Origin of the sequence: Fibrella aestuarina BUZ 2 (genome assembly GCF_000331105.1) — a bacterium.
Taxonomy (GTDB): Bacteria; Bacteroidota; Bacteroidia; order Cytophagales; family Spirosomataceae; genus Fibrella; species Fibrella aestuarina.
Window position 1 is genome coordinate 408246 of record NC_020054.1, and the last position, 17088, is coordinate 425333.

Consider the following 17088-nt stretch of genomic DNA (forward strand, 5'->3'; position numbering starts at 1 on the left):
GCCTTTTTGCTTTTTAGCTGCCCGCCGAAAACGGATATGCCTATACGTTTATAAGGGCAAATAAACGGTGAACGTAGCGCCCTCGGCAAGCTTGCTAGCCGCCGTGATTGCGCCACCGTGGGTATTGACCACTTTTTCGCAGATCGCCAGACCAATGCCTGTTCCGGCGTATTTCGCTTTGCTGTGGAGCCGCTGGAACACCTGAAAAATGCGGTCGATGTAGCGCGGGTCGAACCCGATTCCGTTATCGATGATATCAATCCGGTAGTAGCCCTGCGTGCGGGTTGGATCGAGCAGCGTTGGCGCATCAGCGGCGGTTACCTGTCGGGTACGTACCTGAATATGCGGCGCTACGCCTGCTTTCCTGAACTTGATGGCGTTACTAAACAGATTTTGGAACAGTTGCCGAAGTTGCGATGCATCACCGCGCACTACTGGCAGTTCAGGTACGTCGAACGTAGCGCCCGACTCAGTCACGGCGAGTTCCAGATTAAGCAGCACGTCAGTCACGACGGCATTGAGCGCCACCGAATTGGTGATTTCCTTGTGGGTCGAGAGGCGCGAATAGGTCAGCAAGTCCTGAATCAGCATCGACATACGCCGGGCGGCCGACTGCATTCGCTCCAGTAGTTCCACATCCGGGCCAAGCTCGATAGCCCGCTGATTTTTCAGAATGTCGCCGAACGACTGAATTTTGCGCAACGGTTCCTGCAAATCGTGGCTGGCGATGTAGGTGAACGACTGAAGGTTATCGTTGCTGCGGCGCAGTTCCTGGTTGGCGGCTTCGAGCTGCTGCTGGTTGGCGAGCAGGTTGTCTTCGGCCAGTTTTTCGCTCGTTTTGTCCTGCATGGTCAGCACGACTCCGTCGCCCCGTCTAACAATCGACAGGTTGTAAAAACCGGGGCCAGCGCCGTAATCGTAGGTAATATCGCCCCGGTATGGCGTGTCGGTATCAACGACCTGCCGGCAACGGCTCATCAACTCACCGGCATGGTTTGCCGTGAAAAAATCGAGGAGCGTACAGCCAGCCAATTGCTTGTCAGTCCGTTTCATCCACCGGCGATTGGCTTCGTTTTGAAGTACAAACCGAAAATTGGTGATTTGTCCGTCGACGTTCCGTATGGCGTCGAAGGCTACGATGGCATTCTGCGATCCATCGAGCACCGACCCCAGCAACTGGGCTTGGGAATGATACGCCAGTTGAGCTGTACGGGTTGCCGTGACGTCGGTCAGCGCGAGAATTAGCTGGTCATTTTGGGGTGCCATCGCCACCCGGTACCAATTGCGGTGCCCGTTTGTACCCGATGGCATCTCGAACTCCTGCGCTTCGCCCAGCTTAACCCCCAGAATACAGCGCGAGAGCAATCCCGACTCGCGGGCGTTGTGGAAGGCCGCGGCCAGGGGTTTACCGATCAGGTCTGTTTTGGACTGGCAGATCTCATCCCGAAACAGCGAATTCATCCGAACGACGCTAAAGTCCTGAACTCGGGCGGCGGAAGGCTCGGCTTTCAGGACAACCAACCCCATGGGGCCGCTTTCCATGATGTCGTTCAGCAACTGCGCCTGTTGCGATACGGCTTCATCGGCTTTTTTGCGCGCGGTGATGTCCAGGTACGTTACCATAACGCCTTCCTCAATGGGGACCACGGTTATGGCCCGCCAGCTGTTCTGGTCGGGGTAATAGGTTTCGACCGTCTGCCTTTCACCCGTTTCGAGCACCTGCCGGTATTGATCGAACAGCCCGCTGCTGGCCGGGTATATGTCCCGAACGGTCTGCCCGAGCAATGAATCGCGGGTGTGGCCAACGGCGCGCAGACCCACCTCGTTGGCGACGCCAAACCGAAAGTCGCGGAGTTGGCCCTGCTCATTACGAATAGCCTCCAGCACGATAACACCGTTCACCGATGCGTCGAAAGCCCGCTCAATCAGGGGTTTTAGCCTAGTCGAGGCCATTCCGTCGTCGTTTTTCACAAGGTTGAACGGTTTGTTAAGAAAAGTCCGGGTAAGCGGCAAGATGCTGAAAATAACCAAATGCCTGATCAGCAGCTACTACTACGTCGGTATGATGGCCTTCAGCCCGTTGCGTCAGGTACGTACAAAACGCTTTCCAGCGAGGGCCAGTCTGCGCACCGTAGCCTCCGTAGAACTGCGACTCAACGTCGGCCAGCGCGGGCGTTCGGCGCAGAGCTTTGGCAATCACCTGCCCGCCCAGCATCGAGCCTTCCGCTACGTAGAGCGCCCCCAGCAGTTGCGTGGCGTTCCAGCCAGCAAACAACCCAGTGGTCGGGTTCGGTAACGGTACGCCCATACGTTGCAGATCAGCAACCAGCCAGGGGGTTTTGCGGCTTGCTTGATAGTCGTAGCCGACCAGCGAACCGGCCTGTTTAGCCACTGCCGCCTCCAAGGCCTGATGAAATCGGTAATGAATGCTTAGCAAGTGCACATACTCGTCGCGGGTAAGCAAACCAGCCATCAGCTTCTGGGCATACAGCAGCCGTTCGGTTTGCTCATGACGGGTACGTGTTTCTAGTTTCAGTTGAGTAAGTATATCCATTGGTACGGAAGCGGTCATCCGACGTCGTTTATCGCCTTTGCCGCGGTTGCCTGGTCCGGCGCTTGGCGGGATGATCCCATTACAGCATTTGTTGGCTTTGTGACAGCCAGAAATCGATAGCCTGTCGCATCATATCGCTCACTTCATGGTAGCTCCCCGGCTTAATCATGTAGGCATTGGCTCCCAGCTCGTAGGCCCGGCGCATATCCTTCGGATTCTCGGAGGTACTGTAAACCACCAGCGGCAGATAGCGCGTACGGCTGGTGGCACGTACCTGCTGAATGACCTCAAAGCCGCTGTGGCCGGGCAGATTCAGATCGACCAGCACCAGCCGCGGCATCGGTACGCTTTGCCCCTGATACGTACCCTGTTGAAGCAAAAAGTCGATAGCCTCCGTGCCGCTAGTCAGAATCGTAAACGTCGGTGGTGAGCTCAGGCGGTTGATGACCCGCTTGAACACATCGACTTCGTCCTGATTATCTTCAACATACAGTATATCGAGCATGATCGTTACTGAGCTATTTTAGGAAATGAGACATAGAACGTGGTGGCCTGATAAGGTGTGCTATTAAACCATACCTTACCCCGGTGGCGGCTCATGATTCGCTTCACAATGGCCAGCCCTACGCCGTACCCTTCGTAGTCGGCGGCCGAATCGAGTCGTTTAAACAGCTCAAATACCTTGCCTGCCTGCCTCATGTCGATACCGATACCATTATCAGTAACCGAATAAATGATTTCGTGTTCGTTTTCCTGGCCCTGCACGCTCACATGTGGCTTGTCGACATGCCGCGAATACTTAACGGCGTTCGACATCAAATTGCTGAATACCTGGGTTACCATCGTGTGGTCGCCGTATAAGTCGGGGGTTTCGCCGATGCTGATGGTCACCTGATGGCCGCTGCCAGCCAGCGCAACCTGTAGCTCATCCTGAATCTGATGCAGCAACGACGGCATCGTCAGTCGTTCCACCGTAATCTCGTTCCGGCTCGTACGCGAGTAGTGCATCACGTTCCGAATCAGCATGCTCATCCGGTCTGAGGCTTTCACCACTTTACCGAACAGCCCCTTCGCCCCGTCGTCCATCCGGTCGCCATAATCTTCCTGGTAGATTTCGAGATAGCTCTTTATCGACGACAGTGGCGTGCGCAGGTCATGCGACACCGTGTAGCTGAACGCTTCCAGCTCTTCATAGGCCAGCCGCAGCTGCTCGTTGAGCGCCCGAATCTGGTTGGCTTTCTGCGTAACCAGCTGGAGCAGGTCTTCGCGCAGCCGGAGCGCCACCGACACCTCTACCTGCCGCCACGGCACCGATTTATTCCGAACCAGCTCGGCCCATTTATCGAAGCTCTTGCGGGGGCTAATCCGGCCTTCGCCTTTCTCATCAATGGTAACGGGCTTTTCGGGATTGCCACCCCACAAGACCGTCTGGATCTGCTCGGGCTTAAACCACAGCAGGTACTCGTCCATTTCGCGGGAAAGCATCATCGCCAGCAGGCCCGAGGCCCGGTCGCGGTAGGCCTCGGCGGCGGGGTACAGGTTGGGTAGCTGATTGGTCTGGAAAACCGTTTCGGTCGAGGTTGTTTTTAACCACGATACCAGATTCACGATCTCGTCGTCGGGTGGTGTGTCGCCGAGGGTGTACAGCTTACCTTCAAACATCAGGGCGGCCCCGGTGGCCGTGTTCATGTCGAGCACCGTCGTGCTGTGCTTGGTCAGCCCCTGCACCACATCCCAGTCGCCCAGCATTTGGTGGTACAGGGTCTGCTCGTGATTTTGCAGCTGCTGCGCAAAATCGGCATCGTCGTCGTCTTTCCGGATTTCGAGCGCCGTCGAAAGCAGCTGACTGATCAGCTTGACCGACTGCCGGGTGGGGTAATCGATAAACCGTGGACCGCTGTAGTGATGGCAGGCGATGAGCCCCCACAATTCACCCCGGTAGATGAGCGAAATGCTCATGCTCGACCGCACGCCCATGTTTTTGAGGTATTCGATGTGCAGCAGCGAGACAGCCCGAAGGCTGGCGTGCGTCAGATCAAGCGGGCGGTTGTGCTGGGCGTAGTTGACCGGGTAGAGCGGTACGTGGTGTTCCTGCACATCGACCACGCTGCGCACCAGGTTAATCTTGTACATCTCCCGCGCCTGCTTCGGAATGTCGGAGGCCGGGTAGTGCAATCCCAGAAACGGTTCCAGGTGGGCTTCGCGCGCTTCGGCAATCACCTCGCCATGCCAGTCTTCGCTGAAGCGGTAAATCATCACCCGTTCGAAACCCGTGATCTCTTTGATCTTTGGCGCAATTTTGCTGAACAGTGAGCTGATCGAGTGGCTGCGCTGCGTTTCGCTCATGGTCTGCGACAGCAAAATGGGCATCGTCACCGAAAAAATGCCTTTCTCGGTATTGACCGGCTCCATTTCCAGAATCAGCGCGCCATCGTGCAGGTGGAGCAGGATGTACCAGGTGCGCCCGTTGATCGTCACCTGATAAGGGTTGAACGATTCGAGCGAATTGTACTGCATGGCCAGCGTCAGCAGGTGCTGCATCAACGTACCTGGCTGGTCGCCGAAAGAAACATCCACAATCGGCTTCCCGATAAGGTCGGCGGCGGGCTGATGCGTAATTACCTCAATGTTTTCGCTGGCTTGCCAGATGGTGAACGTGGTGGGGTCAAGCGCCAGCAGATACCCGTGTGACTGAATAAAGCCAGGCCATTGAATCGGCTCCTGATCACAATTGGTTACGTCGTACGCGGGTTTCATAACGTTATTTTTTCCTATTACGCAGCCACCGGTGCCCTTTTCTGCGGGGCATCGTCTTTACTCAGGTAATCGTTTCATCCGGTAGCCTACAAAGCTACGATTTTGTCAAGGAGTATCCGGGCCGTTAGTTAAACAAAACGTCTAGCCGTCAACGATCACAAGACCGCTGATGACTAGACGTTTTACGTACCTGGCTAAGCAAAAGCAGCTTGTATTAGGCTGCGCCGCGGGTAAGTTTGGCTTTCAGGAATTGTACAATAATGGGCATCACCGACAACCCGACGATCCCGAAAACAACGATTTCGAAGTTCTTCTGGACGAACGGAATGTTACCGAAGAAATAACCCAGTAGCGAAATACTCACCACCCACAACACCGCACCAGCTATACAGTAACGGATATACGTTCCGTAGTTCATGCTGCCGGCGCCAGCTACAAACGGCGCGATCGTGCGAACGATGGGAATAAACCGCGCCAGAATGACCGTCCGGCCACCGTGCTTTTCGTAGAATTTCTCGGTTTCGGTGATGTACTCGCGTTTGAAGAACAGAATTCGTTCGCGCATTTTGATCTGTGTGCCCAGCTTCTTCCCAACGAAGTAATTGACGTTGTCGCCCAGCAGCGCAGCCACGATCAGGAGCGGAATAATCACGCCAACGCTCAGGTCGTTGGTATCGCGGGCCGCCAGCGCACCAGCCGCAAACAGCAGCGAGTCGCCGGGGAGCAGCGGCATCACAATCAGTCCCGTTTCGGTGAACACGATCAGAAACAGAATGGCATACAGCAGTACGCCGTAGTCGTTGGCCCACGCATCGAGAAACTTATCGAGGTGAAGCAGGAAATCGATGAGGGATTTGATTACGTCCATAACTCATATTGCGACACAACGGATTGCGTCTCACCGCCGGATGGTTTTGTGGCGACTTACTCGGTTGATTACTTCGCAAACGCCGCAGGGGCGTCGGTCTGGATTAGGCTTTATCCAGAAAATGCGTGAACGTATCGCCCCGCAGCCCCAGCCGGATGGTTTCCAGCGGGATAATCTCGTTGGGCGCAATATTGCCGACGTTCACATTGGCACCCAGCAGCTTGACAAACCAGACCTGCTGCTCTTTCTGGGGAGCCTCCCAGATGATCTTCTCAAACGGAACCTGCGTCAGAATCTCTTCGACCAGCCCCTGCCGAACTTCGCCGCTCGACCGGAACAACCCAACTGTACCGCCTTCGCGCGCCTCGCCGATCACCTTCCAGGCGCCCGCTTCGAGTTCGGCCGTCATCAGCTTGATCCACTTGTAGGGCGGAATGATCTTGGCTTCGTCTTTCGACCCCACCTCCGACAACACCGTCACCTGCTCCGACAGCGTGCGGATATACCCACACTTCACATCTGGGTCCATGTCGATCGAGCCATCCGACACTTCGGCGTGTTTCAGGTCGTATTTGTCGAGCAGTCGGCGGTAGTCGTCAAACTGATTACGAACAACAAACGCCTCGAACAACGTACCCCCGAAGTAGACGGGAATCCCGGCCGACCGGTAGGTATCCAGCTTTTGCTGCAGGTTGGGCGTAACAAATGACGTAGCCCAGCCGAGCTTAACGATATCGATGTGATCGGCCGAAACCGACAGCATATCTTCTACTTCGCGGACGCTGAGGCCCTTGTCCATAACCATGGTAAGGCCCTTGTCGCGGGGCTTCAGGGTGCGGTCAGGAATCTGGGTTAATGTATAGTTCATTGAATCAAGCAGTGGCCTGTGTTTGCAAAATCGCCCAAAAGTAGCAACACTTACCTGATTCTCACAATTTAATCCACAAATAGACGCCCGTTTGCCCGGTTCTGCTTAGTTAAATACTATTTTGCCGACATGGATGTTAACACACGACTTTCGGTTTTTCAGGCGCTGGTGGGGCAACCCATGACGCAGTCGCCATCGGGTGTGGGCCGATGGCTGGCCGGTACCCTGCAAACGGCCGAGGAAGGGCGCATGGTGGCCACGTACCTGATCCGCGACGACATGGTCAATCCCATGCAGGTGTTGCATGGCGGCGCGGCATCGGCCATTCTCGACGACCTGTGCGGGCTAACCGTTTTTGCCCTGGGGCGCGAATTCGGCTACACGTCGGTCAACCTGAACATGGATTTTCTGAATCCGGCGCGGCTGGGCGAAACCCTTACCGCCGAGGCCATCGTGACACGGGCGGGCCGTAACATCGTTCATGTGGAGGGGCGCATTACCAACGAAGCGGGTAAACTCATCGCCAAATGCAGTACCAATCTGGTGCAGACGGGCGTGAAACTGTAATCCACTATTCCAGGGTCAAAGGGCAATCTTGCGTTGTAGCCCTATTGTTTCGCGTTGGTGTAAGCAACTTTAGCCGTTGAGCCTTGACGTTTACCCTGCTTTTTCTTACCTTTGCCCCCTCATTTTCAAGTCATATACAATCATGTACGCAATCGTAGAGATCGCAGGGCAGCAATTTAAAATCGAGAAGGGCCGCTATATATACACTCACCGGTTGAGTGGAGAGGTGGACGCTGCACTTGCCTCCGACCAGGTGAAAGTTCTCCTGGTTGACAACGCGGGTACGATTACCGTTGGTGCTCCCACAGTTACAGGGGCCACGGTTTCGGCCACCATTCTCGAACACCTCAAGGGCGAGAAGGTAATCGTCTTCAAAAAGAAGCGTCGGAAAGGCTACAAGAAGAAAAACGGCCACCGTCAGTACCTGACCAAATTGCAGATTAACGATATCACGATCTAAAACAGTTGATTAGTCTTCAGTTCGCTGTTGCCTGCCAAGTAGTGAAGCAATAGCGAACAGCAAACTGAGGGCTGACAACAAACTTTCCAATGGCACACAAGAAAGGCGTCGGTAGTTCGAAGAACGGCCGTGACAGCATCAGCAAGCGACTGGGCGTCAAAATTTTCGGTGGTCAGGCGGCCATCGCGGGTAACATCATCATCCGTCAGCGTGGTACCAAACACCACCCTGGCAAAAACGTAGGGCTTGGCCGCGATCATACGCTGTTTGCCCTCGTTGACGGCACCGTAAGCTTCACCAAAGGCCGCGACAAGCGTTCGGTGGTGAACGTGGTTCCAGCAGAAGCCGTTGCGGTAGCTGCTGAATAAGCCCACCAACGTACCTGTAGAGACGCAATCCGTTGCGTCTGTCAAGCGTCAGCAACACAACGTACCCAACGCACAACGTACCGGGAACGCTTTCTTGCTGACGCTTGATAGACGCAACGGATTGCGTCTCTGCGCGTTTAGGCCGTCTACAAACCTTTCATGGAAGCGGGCGATCATTGCTGTAAACTGTTTGCCGCTCCCGCAGCGAGCCGGTAACTTTGGGCATTCATTGTCTACAACCACATGGATCAACTCTTCTCCGCAGAAGCCCTTGTCAGCCTGCTGACGCTTACCTTCCTGGAAATCGTTCTGGGGATTGATAACATCATCTTCATCTCCATTGCGGCCAATAAGCTCGCGCCAGCCGATCAGCCCAAGGCGCGTAACATCGGGTTGTTGTTGGCCATGCTGTTTCGGGTAGCCCTGCTGTTTGGCATCTCGGTACTTATTTCGCTCAGCAAACCGTTTACCCATATCGATGCAGGTTGGTTTGTGGCGGCCCCCACCGGCCAAAGCCTCATCCTGTTTGTGGGTGGCCTGTTTCTGCTCTACAAAGCCACGTCGGAAATCCACCACAAACTGGAGGGTGACCCGCAGGCCGACGAGGTGAACGCCAGCGATAAAAAGACAGGCCAATCGAGTGTCGGCAGCGTGGTTACGCAGATCGCCATCATCAACATTGTCTTCTCAATCGACTCTATCCTGACCGCCGTTGGGCTCACGCAGAACATCGCCGTCATGATTGCCGCCGTCGTGCTTTCTGTGTTGATCATGATGTTCTTTGCCGGCCCCGTAGGCCGCTTCGTCAATGATCACCCAAGCATTCAGATGCTGGGGCTGGCTTTTCTGATCATGATCGGCTTTATGCTGATTGCCGAAGGCGCTCACCTGTCGGAAGTGGTATTCTTTAACACGCCGGTGGGTACGGTACCCAAAGGATACCTTTACTTTGCCATCGCATTCTCGCTGCTGGTCGAGTTCCTGAACATGAAGCTCCGCAAAAACCAGAAGCCTGTTCACATGCGTGGTTATGAAGATCAGGCTGAGCGGGAAGGCATTATCTAAATGTATGATGCATGATTTATAATGTATAATGGGTTGAAGGAGACGTAGCTACGGCTGTGCACCTGACCTGCAATTCATCGTCCATTATTGATTGTTCATTATACATTCTCCAATGAGTCTTACCGATCAACTACAGGACATTCTCAACAGCCTGGGCGGCTTCGGCCCCGAAGCATGGCTGGCTTTTGCGTTCTGCGCTTTGCTGATAGCCGAACTGGTCTTGCTGCGGCGCAGTAGTGAACTGGTCACCCGGCAGTGGCTATCGGCTAAAACGTTGGTTGTGTTGCTCGTTGCCTGCGGGCTCTCGCTGATGCAGGAAAGTCGGGGGCCGCTGTTTCAGAGCCTGCTTTTCCTCGATAATCAGGCTGTCTTTTTCAAGATCGTCGTCGCGGTGGGTGCCATCGGCGTCGTGTTGTGGGAAACTGGCAGCCAACGCACCGCCCGACGGCTTCCCACCGAATGGTACGCCATCTTGATCGGCATGGTGTTGGGGTTATTTCTGCTGACGATGGCCGTAAATCTGCTGGCCATTTACCTGGCGATCGAACTGGTGTCAATCAGCTCTTATCTGCTTACGGGGCTGGCCGCCGACCGAAAGGCCTCGGAAGGCGGGCTGAAATACCTGCTCTTTGGGGCGGTCAGTTCGGCCGTTATGCTCTACGGCATGTCGCTGCTGTATGGCCTCACCGGTACCCTCGATATCACCAGCACCGTATTCGGCATCGAACTCGCCAAGAATGGCACGGTAGCGCTGGTAGCCCTGCTGCTGACCACCGCAGGCGTGCTGTTTAAACTATCGGCGGTGCCTTTTCACATCTGGACACCCGACGCCTACGAAGCCGCCCCTATTCCCGTCGCGGCCTTTTTCTCAATCGGCCCCAAAGCGGCGGCGCTCCTGGTGCTGATGCGCCTGCTCACGGCCCTACCCATCGGCGACGTGCAGACGCCACTCGCGGTAGTGGCGCTGGCCGGTATCCTGATCGGTAATTTGTCGGCACTACGCCAGACCGACGCCAAACGGCTGTTAGCCTATTCAACGATTGCGCAGGCTGGTTTTTTGCTCGTTGGGGTCATTGCCCTGAGCGAAGCGGGCTTTGACGCCGCTACGTTCTACGCGGCAACGTACCTGTTCATTACGCTGGCCGCATTTTTCCTGATCGATGCGCTGGCGCCAGCGAGCGCGGCTACGTCGGGCTCGTTTCGCATCGCCGACTTTGCAGGGCGTTATAAAGCCTCCCCGATCCTGGCAATAGCTCTGGTAGTGGTCGCGCTCGCGCTGACGGGCCTCCCCCCGACGGTCGGCTTTACCGCTAAGTATCTTTCGTTTACGGCCTTGTTCGGGGCGTATCAGACCACCGGCAATCCTTGGCTGCTTTGGCTCTTTGGCCTCGGGCTGGCCAACGCGGTTATCTCGCTATTCTATTACCTCAAAATTCCTTTCCTGCTGTTCTTCCGGCCGCCCGTAGCCAACGTACCTGGCGCCGACGTACCTGTCCGGCTGGTCGCCCTGCAATGGGTGGCGTTGGCCCTGATGCTTCCGCCCGTTGTGCTGCTGTTTCTGAAACCAGACTGGCTGCTGCAAGTAATTGCCAGTCTTTAAGTCAGCCAACACGGCGACGATATTGCTCTGTCAGCTTTCGTTTGGCCGCGTTGACATCCACTACTATGCTCCACTATACCATCGAGACCCTGGGCTGGGTCGCTTCCATCCTGATTGTGGGTGCCTACTTCCTGAACATACAGGGGCGGCTCGACGCGAAAGATCCGCGCTATGTATGGGCCAACCTGATTGGGGGGTTGTTTTTTGTGGTCAACACCTGGTACCACGGGGCCTATCCGTCGGCCCTTGTCAATGTCGTGTGGGTGCTGATCGCGGTCTTTTCGCTCAGTGTGCGTGCGCGGCGCGGTGGTGGCGCAGATTCAGCAAGTGCGAAGTAACCAAGCCCGCCGAGGCGGCGTAGGCGACATACTCAAACACCGGACTGACATCTTCCAGCAGCAGGCAAACGCCAAACAGCGCCAGGAAAGCCCACAGGGCGAACCGGATAGCAGGCGTCGTGTGCTGGCGCGTGGCAAAGTAAACGGCCACGATGTTCACCGCGATAAACGCATAGTCGAGGCCCAGGAAGCCCGCTTGCAGCACGCCATCACGCTGCAACAGATTCGACGTAACAACCAAAGCGGGTGCAGCCAGGCAATGAATAATGCACAGGATGGAACCGGTGATGCCGATATAGTCTGCTTTTCTGTCTACCACGTCTGCCTTCATACAAGTGAGCTGCCGCTTTCTGCCACAAAGTTAACTGACCAACCCTACTACTTGCAACATAGCTGCAAAGTTGCGGGCGTTTTGGTATAACTCGGTTTTTTGCAATAAGGTTGCAAACTTTATTGCAACATTGTTGCGATTACGTAAGTTTGCAGGAAACAACCGAATTAATCTTCTATGGTATCAACGTATGGAAACCGGCTAGCTAGCCTTATGGGCGTGCTAGTCATCGGCGGCTTACTGGCAGGCAGTTGCAAGAAGGGCACCGATCCGCTGCCGGCCGATGAAAACGAACTGATCACTACCGTTAGCCTACGCTTCACGCAGGGCAGCAACACCCAGACGTTCATCTATCAGGATAAAGATGGCGATGGCGGCGCAGCCCCGACCAAATTCGACAACGTTACCCTAACGGCCAATCAGAGCTACACAATGACCGTCGACCTTGTCGATGAGAGTAAAACGCCTGCTCAGAGTATCACGGATGAAATTCGAGAGAAGCAGGACGAACACCTGTTTGTGTTCACCCCCACCCCGGCCACGCTGCTGACGTACACCTACGCCGATAAAGACACACGCAACTTCCCGATTGGTCTGACCGGCACCGTACAAACTGGCGCCGCTGGAACCGGTCAACTCAACGTGCGGCTGCGGCATCAGCCCCCCATCAACGGCGCCCCCGTCAAGAATGGTACAGCCACCCCCGGCTCCGACGATGTGAACCTGAACTTCAACGTGACGGTACGCTAACTAAGCTACCGCTTACACAAGAAAGCCCCACTGGTATCACGCCAGTGGGGATTTCTTGTGTAAAGGCTAGTCTACTAGTGGCTAGATATCTTTCTTAGTACCCCTCATTTTGCACAATCGCCGGGTTTACGTCGATTTCGCGCTTGGGAATGGGGAAGACCAGCTTGGGGGCGTTCCAGGCAAACGTACCTGTCGACAGGCGCAGGCGCTTGATGTCGTGGATACGGAGGCCCTCAAAAGCCAACTCCCACCGGCGCTCCTGCACGATTTGGGCCAACGTCAACGTACCTGTGAGCGGGGCCACACCAGCCCGGGCCCGGATCAGGTTGACATCGGCTAGCGGCGAAGCGCCTGTAGCCGAACCTAGTTGCAGGTTCGCTTCGGCCCGGATCAGGTACATTTCGGCCAGGCGGATAACGGGAATATTAGCTCCGAAATCAGTAAACTTACCGGTATAGTACTGACTTGCGCCGCCCAAAGCGCCCACATAGAGAAGTTCCGTGCGGCGGGCGTCCGTAGCAGCGTAGCTGTTAACAAACGTCGAGATAATCCGCACGTCACTACGGCCAATACGCCCACCGCCTGCGGTCGGGATACTGGCATAGAACGTCGTCAAACCGTCATTGGCCGTTCCGGCGTTGTTTTGGTCATTCTGCTGAATTTCGAAGATACTCTCTTGCGTATTCCGGTTCCGGAAAATCGAGGTCACGCTAGGGTTGAGCCGATAGTAGCCCGACGTAATCACGCTGTTGGCTGCCGCCAGTGCAGCCGCATAATTTCCCTGTTGCAGATATACCCGCGCCAGAAAGGCCAACGCCGTATAGCGGTCCGCCCGGGTGCCATTGTCGTCAGGAAGCAGCGACGCGGCCTTAGTCAGGTCATCGATTACCTGCGTATACGTCTGGGCAACGGTTGACCGCGGCGTTTGTGTATTTGCCTGATTTACATCGCTACTCGGTGTCAAAACGAGTGGAATACCCAACTGCGTATTGCCTGAGGTAGCTCCCCACGGTAAGGCGTAATAGCGAACCAGTTCAAAGAACAGAATGCCCCGGATAAAGCGGGCTTCGCCTTCCAGCGTGCTCTTCTGATCGGCGTCGGTTACGACGTTCAATGCATTGAGCACTCCGTTGACGTTATTGATTGCCCCATACGCCGCTAGCCAGGTACGTTGCGCTTCGGCATTGGCATTGGTATACGTCTTGTTGGCTACCTCGCGGTAACTGGCAAACGTACCCCGCCAGGAAACATACCCCTCGGAACCCTGCAACTCGGACAACAAGTTGAAGTTTGTTCCATACAGTGCCCCTCCGCCCAGAATGCCGTACGAGCCGATAATAGCCGATTCAACCGCTTGCGCATCGCTCAGGGCGGTGGCGGCGTCGATACTTTGCCGGGGTTGCAATTCCAGTTTATCCGTACAGGCCGACAGCGACAGCACCACCGCCAGACTGGTTAACATGAGTTTCTTTTTCATAAATAAGTCTTCGTGATGAGTATCAGGTGCTAAAAACCAATGTTGACGCCGAACGTGATCGTCCGCTGTTGGGGCGGCGTGTAGAAGTCATGACCTATGGTTACGTTGGCCGACTGATTCGAGGTCGACGTATACTGGGTGTTCACCTCAGGGTCGTAGCCCGTGTACTTGGTGAACGTCAGCAGGTTTAGCCCCGACACGTACACTCGTGCCGACTGCATGTACACCTTACGAAGCAGCGATTTGGGCAGAGTATAGCCCAGCGTAGCCGTTTTCAGACGAACATACGTACCGTCCTGAATCCAGCGCGACGACGGACCAGCACCGTTACCCGCATACAACCGAGCCTGCGGCACCATCGTGATGTCGCCGGGGTTGCGCCAGCGGTTCAACTGGTCGACCGTTTGGTTATCGTAATAGTCGGCATTGACCGACTGGAAGAAGCCAGCGATGTTATACAGGTCATTACCGAACACACCCTGGAACAGGAAGCTCAGGTCGATCCCTTTGTACGTGAGCGTGTTGGTAACACCCGCAATAAAGTCCGGGTTAGGGTCACCTAGCTTCGTGTTGACGGCTGCACCGTAATCATTCGTCGGTTTCCCGTCCGGCCCTTCATACAAGGCATCTCCATTGGCGGGGTCAGCACCCAGAAACTTTTTCCCATAGAAGTAGCCCAGCGGTTCGCCAACGGCAACCCGGCCCAGCAAACGCGCGCCCGGTTCAATCGGTTGCCCGTTGAGTTTCGTTACCTGGTTGCGGTTCATCGAGAAGTTGAGGTTGGTGGTCCAGCGCAGGGCCTTCACCGTATTCTGCGTCGTCAGCGAGAATTCGACTCCGCGGTTACGCAGGCTACCCACGTTTTCAAACACCGACGTGAAGCCGTTGATGCCCGGCAGCGGCCGGTTCAGCAGCAGATCGCGCGTGTCTTTGTTGTACAGATCGATCTGCCCGTTGATGCGGTTCGACAAAAAGCCGAATTCGATACCGATGTCTAACTGAGCCGATGTTTCCCAGCCGAGGTTGGGATTGGCCAGCTGCGTGGGCCGGATACCCGCCTGATCAGCGTAGAAAATGGCCGAATACAGGCCGCGCGAAGCGAAGTTTGACACCTCGGAGTTGCCCGTCAGCCCGTAGCTGGCGCGCAGTTTCAGCAGGCTCAGCGTCTGGTTGTTTTTCAGGAAATCTTCTTCGTTGATCAGCCAGCCTACTGAAGCCGCCGGGAAGAACCCGTAGCGGTTGTTGGCTCCGAACCGGCTCGACCCATCATATCGCCCTGACAGGCTCAACAAGTACTTCTCGCGGAAGCGGTAGTTGATCCGGGCAAGATAAGACTCAATGCTGAAGCCCGTTTCGGTTGAGCTACCCCCCACGATCCGCGCGGCACTGGCAATCTTTTTAAACTGATCGTTCGGGAAACCACGGCCCTGCGCGCTGGCATCCTGAATGTTCTGCTCCTGGTACACAAAACCGGCCAAGGCGTCGATGGCGTGCTGCCCAAAGTTAGCCTGGTAATTCAGCGTGTTGTTGGTCGTCCAGTTGATGCTACGGATGTTGTTCTGGTAGCCGTAACCCGTGGGCGACCCGCTTTCGGTGCGGCGCGTCCGATAAATCTCTTCCTGCTGATTGAGCAGATCATAACCAAACTCACTCCGGAAGCTCAATCCCTTGGCAATTCGCAATGTTCCGTTGACGTTACCAAACGAGCGGTACGAGATCGATCGGTTGAAGGCGTCGGTTGTCTCGATTAGCGCATTGTAATACAGCGTCTGGTTGTTGAGCAGGCCGCTTTGCGGGTCGTAAATGGGTTGCAACGGCGGAATGGCATTCAACTGCACCGGGTTGGCAAAGTCGTTGTCGTCCGGCGTTTTGTTGTTGATGGTCCGGGCAATCGAGAATTTAGCCCCAAAGCTCAGGCGGTCGCTGACCGTATGGGTCAGGTTCAGTAGCAGGTTATTGCGGCTGAAATCGTTGGCTTTGATAATACCAAACTGCCGGTTGGTTGAGCCACTGAGGTAAAACTGCGTTTTGTCAGTACCTCCGTTTACGTTAAAGTTGAGCTGATTGATCGTGCCCTGGCGAAACGCTGCTTCTGACCATTTTTCGTCATAGCCCGAATTGATGTCGATGCCATAGCCGGGGAAGCCATCGATCTGATCATCAATAGCGATGCCCGAGTTCGTGATTGCTTCCGAGAACAGCTCAATGTACTGAGCGCTATTCAAAAACTTCCGCAGCCGGGTTGGGTTGCTGAAGCCTGTGTAGTAGCCGATGTTCACGTTGGTCCGGCCGGCGCGTCCTTTTTTGGTCGTCACCAGGACAACGCCGTTTGACGCCCGCGATCCGTAAATGGCCGAGGCCGAGGCGTCTTTCAGCACGTCGATACTTTCGATATCATTCGGGTCAATATCGGCCAACGGGCTATAAGGCTCCGTCGTCGTCGTCCCGATGTCCTGCGATGTTACGGGGATACCGTCGATTACGTAGAGCGGTTCATTACCCGCCGAAATAGAGGCGGCACCACGTACCCGGATCTGCAAACCCGATCCGAGCTTACCGCTGGCCTGCGTGGCCTGCACCCCGGCAAGCCGCCCCTGAATGGCCTGCTCGAAGCTTTGTACGGGCAGGTTAGCAATTTCAGCGGCTTTCACTGATACCGCCGAGCCGGTTACGTCGCGGCGCTGCTGCGTACCATACCCTACAATGACGACTTCGTTGAGCGAGCGATTATCGTTGGACAGCGCAACGTTGATAACCGACTGGTTGCCCACGTTGACCTCCTGGCTTGTCAGGCCCACAAAACTGAATACAATGACGTTGGCATTGGGTGGCAACACGAGTGAGTAATTACCATCAGCATCGGACTGGGCACCCCTTGTTGTTCCCTTTACCTGAATCGACGCACCGGGTACGGGCGTGTTCTCATCGGCAGAAGTTACCCTACCCGTAATGCGCCGTTCCTGCGCGAACACGGAAGAAGCAACAAAGGCCCACAATGTTACTGTTAACAGTAGGATGTTCTTCATATGGTCGTTTTTAGTTTGACTTTATTTTGCATTTGGCACAAATTAACATAGCTCTCTGC

General features: G+C 55.4%; 16 protein-coding genes. 7 read left to right on the forward strand and 9 right to left on the reverse strand.

All coding sequences use genetic code 11. The features are described 5' to 3' along the window. Positions 1 to 48: 48 nt before the first annotated feature. From FAES_RS01530 to FAES_RS01555, 6 genes are all read right to left on the reverse strand, one after another. The gene (locus FAES_RS01530) at positions 49 to 1971 is read right to left on the reverse strand and encodes a PAS domain-containing sensor histidine kinase (protein ID WP_041257354.1); all 1923 of its coding nucleotides are present in this window, start codon (positions 1969 to 1971) and stop codon (positions 49 to 51) included. 16 nt (positions 1972 to 1987) lie between these two features. After that, a complete protein-coding gene (locus tag FAES_RS01535) occupies positions 1988 to 2554 on the reverse strand; it encodes a biliverdin-producing heme oxygenase (protein WP_041257356.1) in 567 nt (188 codons plus the stop codon). 79 nt (positions 2555 to 2633) lie between these two features. Further along, positions 2634 to 3059 carry a response regulator gene (locus FAES_RS01540; RefSeq protein ID WP_015329419.1) on the reverse strand — a complete coding sequence of 142 codons (426 nt, stop codon included), beginning with the start codon at positions 3057 to 3059 and terminating at the stop codon, positions 2634 to 2636. A gap of 5 nt (positions 3060 to 3064) precedes the next feature. Beyond that, a complete protein-coding gene (locus tag FAES_RS01545; RefSeq protein WP_015329420.1) occupies positions 3065 to 5311 on the reverse strand; it encodes an ATP-binding protein in 2247 nt (748 codons plus the stop codon). 214 nt (positions 5312 to 5525) lie between these two features. Continuing rightward, positions 5526 to 6179 carry a DedA family protein gene (locus tag FAES_RS01550; RefSeq protein WP_015329421.1) on the reverse strand — a complete coding sequence of 218 codons (654 nt, stop codon included), beginning with the start codon at positions 6177 to 6179 and terminating at the stop codon, positions 5526 to 5528. 103 nt (positions 6180 to 6282) lie between these two features. After that, positions 6283 to 7047, reverse strand: a complete 765-nt coding sequence (locus FAES_RS01555) for a phosphosulfolactate synthase (RefSeq protein ID WP_015329422.1) — start codon at positions 7045 to 7047, stop codon at positions 6283 to 6285. 129 nt (positions 7048 to 7176) lie between these two features. On the opposite strand from FAES_RS01555, the gene FAES_RS01560 reads away from it, so the two are divergent. From FAES_RS01560 to FAES_RS01585, 6 genes are all read left to right on the forward strand, one after another. Then, complete coding sequence (locus FAES_RS01560) at positions 7177 to 7614, forward strand: PaaI family thioesterase (RefSeq protein ID WP_015329423.1); 438 nt, start codon at positions 7177 to 7179, stop codon at positions 7612 to 7614. Positions 7615 to 7756: 142 nt separating this feature from the next. After that, entirely contained in the window at positions 7757 to 8074 is a 318-nt protein-coding gene (rplU, locus tag FAES_RS01565) for a 50S ribosomal protein L21 (protein WP_015329424.1), read from the forward strand. A gap of 89 nt (positions 8075 to 8163) precedes the next feature. Next, positions 8164 to 8442 carry a 50S ribosomal protein L27 gene (gene rpmA, locus FAES_RS01570; RefSeq protein ID WP_015329425.1) on the forward strand — a complete coding sequence of 93 codons (279 nt, stop codon included), beginning with the start codon at positions 8164 to 8166 and terminating at the stop codon, positions 8440 to 8442. Between the two features lie 243 nt (positions 8443 to 8685). Next, positions 8686 to 9507 (forward strand): TerC family protein, encoded by an 822-nt coding sequence (locus tag FAES_RS01575; RefSeq protein ID WP_015329426.1) that lies wholly within the window; start codon positions 8686 to 8688, stop codon positions 9505 to 9507. 112 nt (positions 9508 to 9619) lie between these two features. Further along, entirely contained in the window at positions 9620 to 11107 is a 1488-nt protein-coding gene (locus tag FAES_RS01580) for an NADH-quinone oxidoreductase subunit N (protein ID WP_015329427.1), read from the forward strand. A 65-nt stretch (positions 11108 to 11172) separates the two neighbouring features. Next, entirely contained in the window at positions 11173 to 11445 is a 273-nt protein-coding gene (locus FAES_RS01585) for a CBU_0592 family membrane protein (protein WP_041257358.1), read from the forward strand. Here the strand turns inward: FAES_RS01585 and FAES_RS01590 are convergent. Beyond that, positions 11393 to 11776 (reverse strand): MerC domain-containing protein, encoded by a 384-nt coding sequence (locus FAES_RS01590; RefSeq protein ID WP_015329428.1) that lies wholly within the window; start codon positions 11774 to 11776, stop codon positions 11393 to 11395. The genes FAES_RS01585 and FAES_RS01590 overlap by 53 nt on opposite strands. A 177-nt stretch (positions 11777 to 11953) precedes the next feature. Here FAES_RS01590 and FAES_RS01595 point away from each other — a divergent pair, with 177 nt between their 5' ends. Further along, the gene (locus tag FAES_RS01595) at positions 11954 to 12526 is read left to right on the forward strand and encodes a hypothetical protein (protein ID WP_015329429.1); all 573 of its coding nucleotides are present in this window, start codon (positions 11954 to 11956) and stop codon (positions 12524 to 12526) included. A 94-nt stretch (positions 12527 to 12620) separates the two neighbouring features. On the opposite strand, the gene FAES_RS01600 is transcribed toward FAES_RS01595, so the two are convergent. Both FAES_RS01600 and FAES_RS01605 read right to left on the reverse strand, forming a co-directional pair. Next, complete coding sequence (locus tag FAES_RS01600) at positions 12621 to 14003, reverse strand: RagB/SusD family nutrient uptake outer membrane protein (RefSeq protein ID WP_015329430.1); 1383 nt, start codon at positions 14001 to 14003, stop codon at positions 12621 to 12623. 29 nt (positions 14004 to 14032) lie between these two features. Next, a complete protein-coding gene (locus FAES_RS01605) occupies positions 14033 to 17029 on the reverse strand; it encodes a SusC/RagA family TonB-linked outer membrane protein (protein WP_015329431.1) in 2997 nt (998 codons plus the stop codon). Positions 17030 to 17088: the final 59 nt, after the last annotated feature.

What these genes read in the sequence shown, in the direction of transcription:
- FAES_RS01535 (WP_041257356.1), bottom strand. Translation starts at nt 2,554, where the DNA reads ATGGATATACTTACTCAACTGAAACTAGAAACACGTACCCGTCATGAG.
- FAES_RS01540 (WP_015329419.1), bottom strand. Translation starts at nt 3,059, where the DNA reads ATGCTCGATATACTGTATGTTGAAGATAATCAGGACGAAGTCGATGTG.
- FAES_RS01545 (WP_015329420.1), bottom strand. Translation starts at nt 5,311, where the DNA reads ATGAAACCCGCGTACGACGTAACCAATTGTGATCAGGAGCCGATTCAA.
- FAES_RS01550 (WP_015329421.1), bottom strand. Translation starts at nt 6,179, where the DNA reads ATGGACGTAATCAAATCCCTCATCGATTTCCTGCTTCACCTCGATAAG.
- FAES_RS01555 (WP_015329422.1), bottom strand. Translation starts at nt 7,047, where the DNA reads ATGAACTATACATTAACCCAGATTCCTGACCGCACCCTGAAGCCCCGC.
- FAES_RS01560 (WP_015329423.1), top strand. Translation starts at nt 7,177, where the DNA reads ATGGATGTTAACACACGACTTTCGGTTTTTCAGGCGCTGGTGGGGCAA.
- rplU (WP_015329424.1), top strand. Translation starts at nt 7,757, where the DNA reads ATGTACGCAATCGTAGAGATCGCAGGGCAGCAATTTAAAATCGAGAAG.
- rpmA (WP_015329425.1), top strand. Translation starts at nt 8,164, where the DNA reads ATGGCACACAAGAAAGGCGTCGGTAGTTCGAAGAACGGCCGTGACAGC.
- FAES_RS01575 (WP_015329426.1), top strand. Translation starts at nt 8,686, where the DNA reads ATGGATCAACTCTTCTCCGCAGAAGCCCTTGTCAGCCTGCTGACGCTT.
- FAES_RS01580 (WP_015329427.1), top strand. Translation starts at nt 9,620, where the DNA reads ATGAGTCTTACCGATCAACTACAGGACATTCTCAACAGCCTGGGCGGC.
- FAES_RS01585 (WP_041257358.1), top strand. Translation starts at nt 11,173, where the DNA reads ATGCTCCACTATACCATCGAGACCCTGGGCTGGGTCGCTTCCATCCTG.
- FAES_RS01590 (WP_015329428.1), bottom strand. Translation starts at nt 11,776, where the DNA reads ATGAAGGCAGACGTGGTAGACAGAAAAGCAGACTATATCGGCATCACC.
- FAES_RS01595 (WP_015329429.1), top strand. Translation starts at nt 11,954, where the DNA reads ATGGTATCAACGTATGGAAACCGGCTAGCTAGCCTTATGGGCGTGCTA.
- FAES_RS01600 (WP_015329430.1), bottom strand. Translation starts at nt 14,003, where the DNA reads ATGAAAAAGAAACTCATGTTAACCAGTCTGGCGGTGGTGCTGTCGCTG.
- FAES_RS01605 (WP_015329431.1), bottom strand. Translation starts at nt 17,029, where the DNA reads ATGAAGAACATCCTACTGTTAACAGTAACATTGTGGGCCTTTGTTGCT.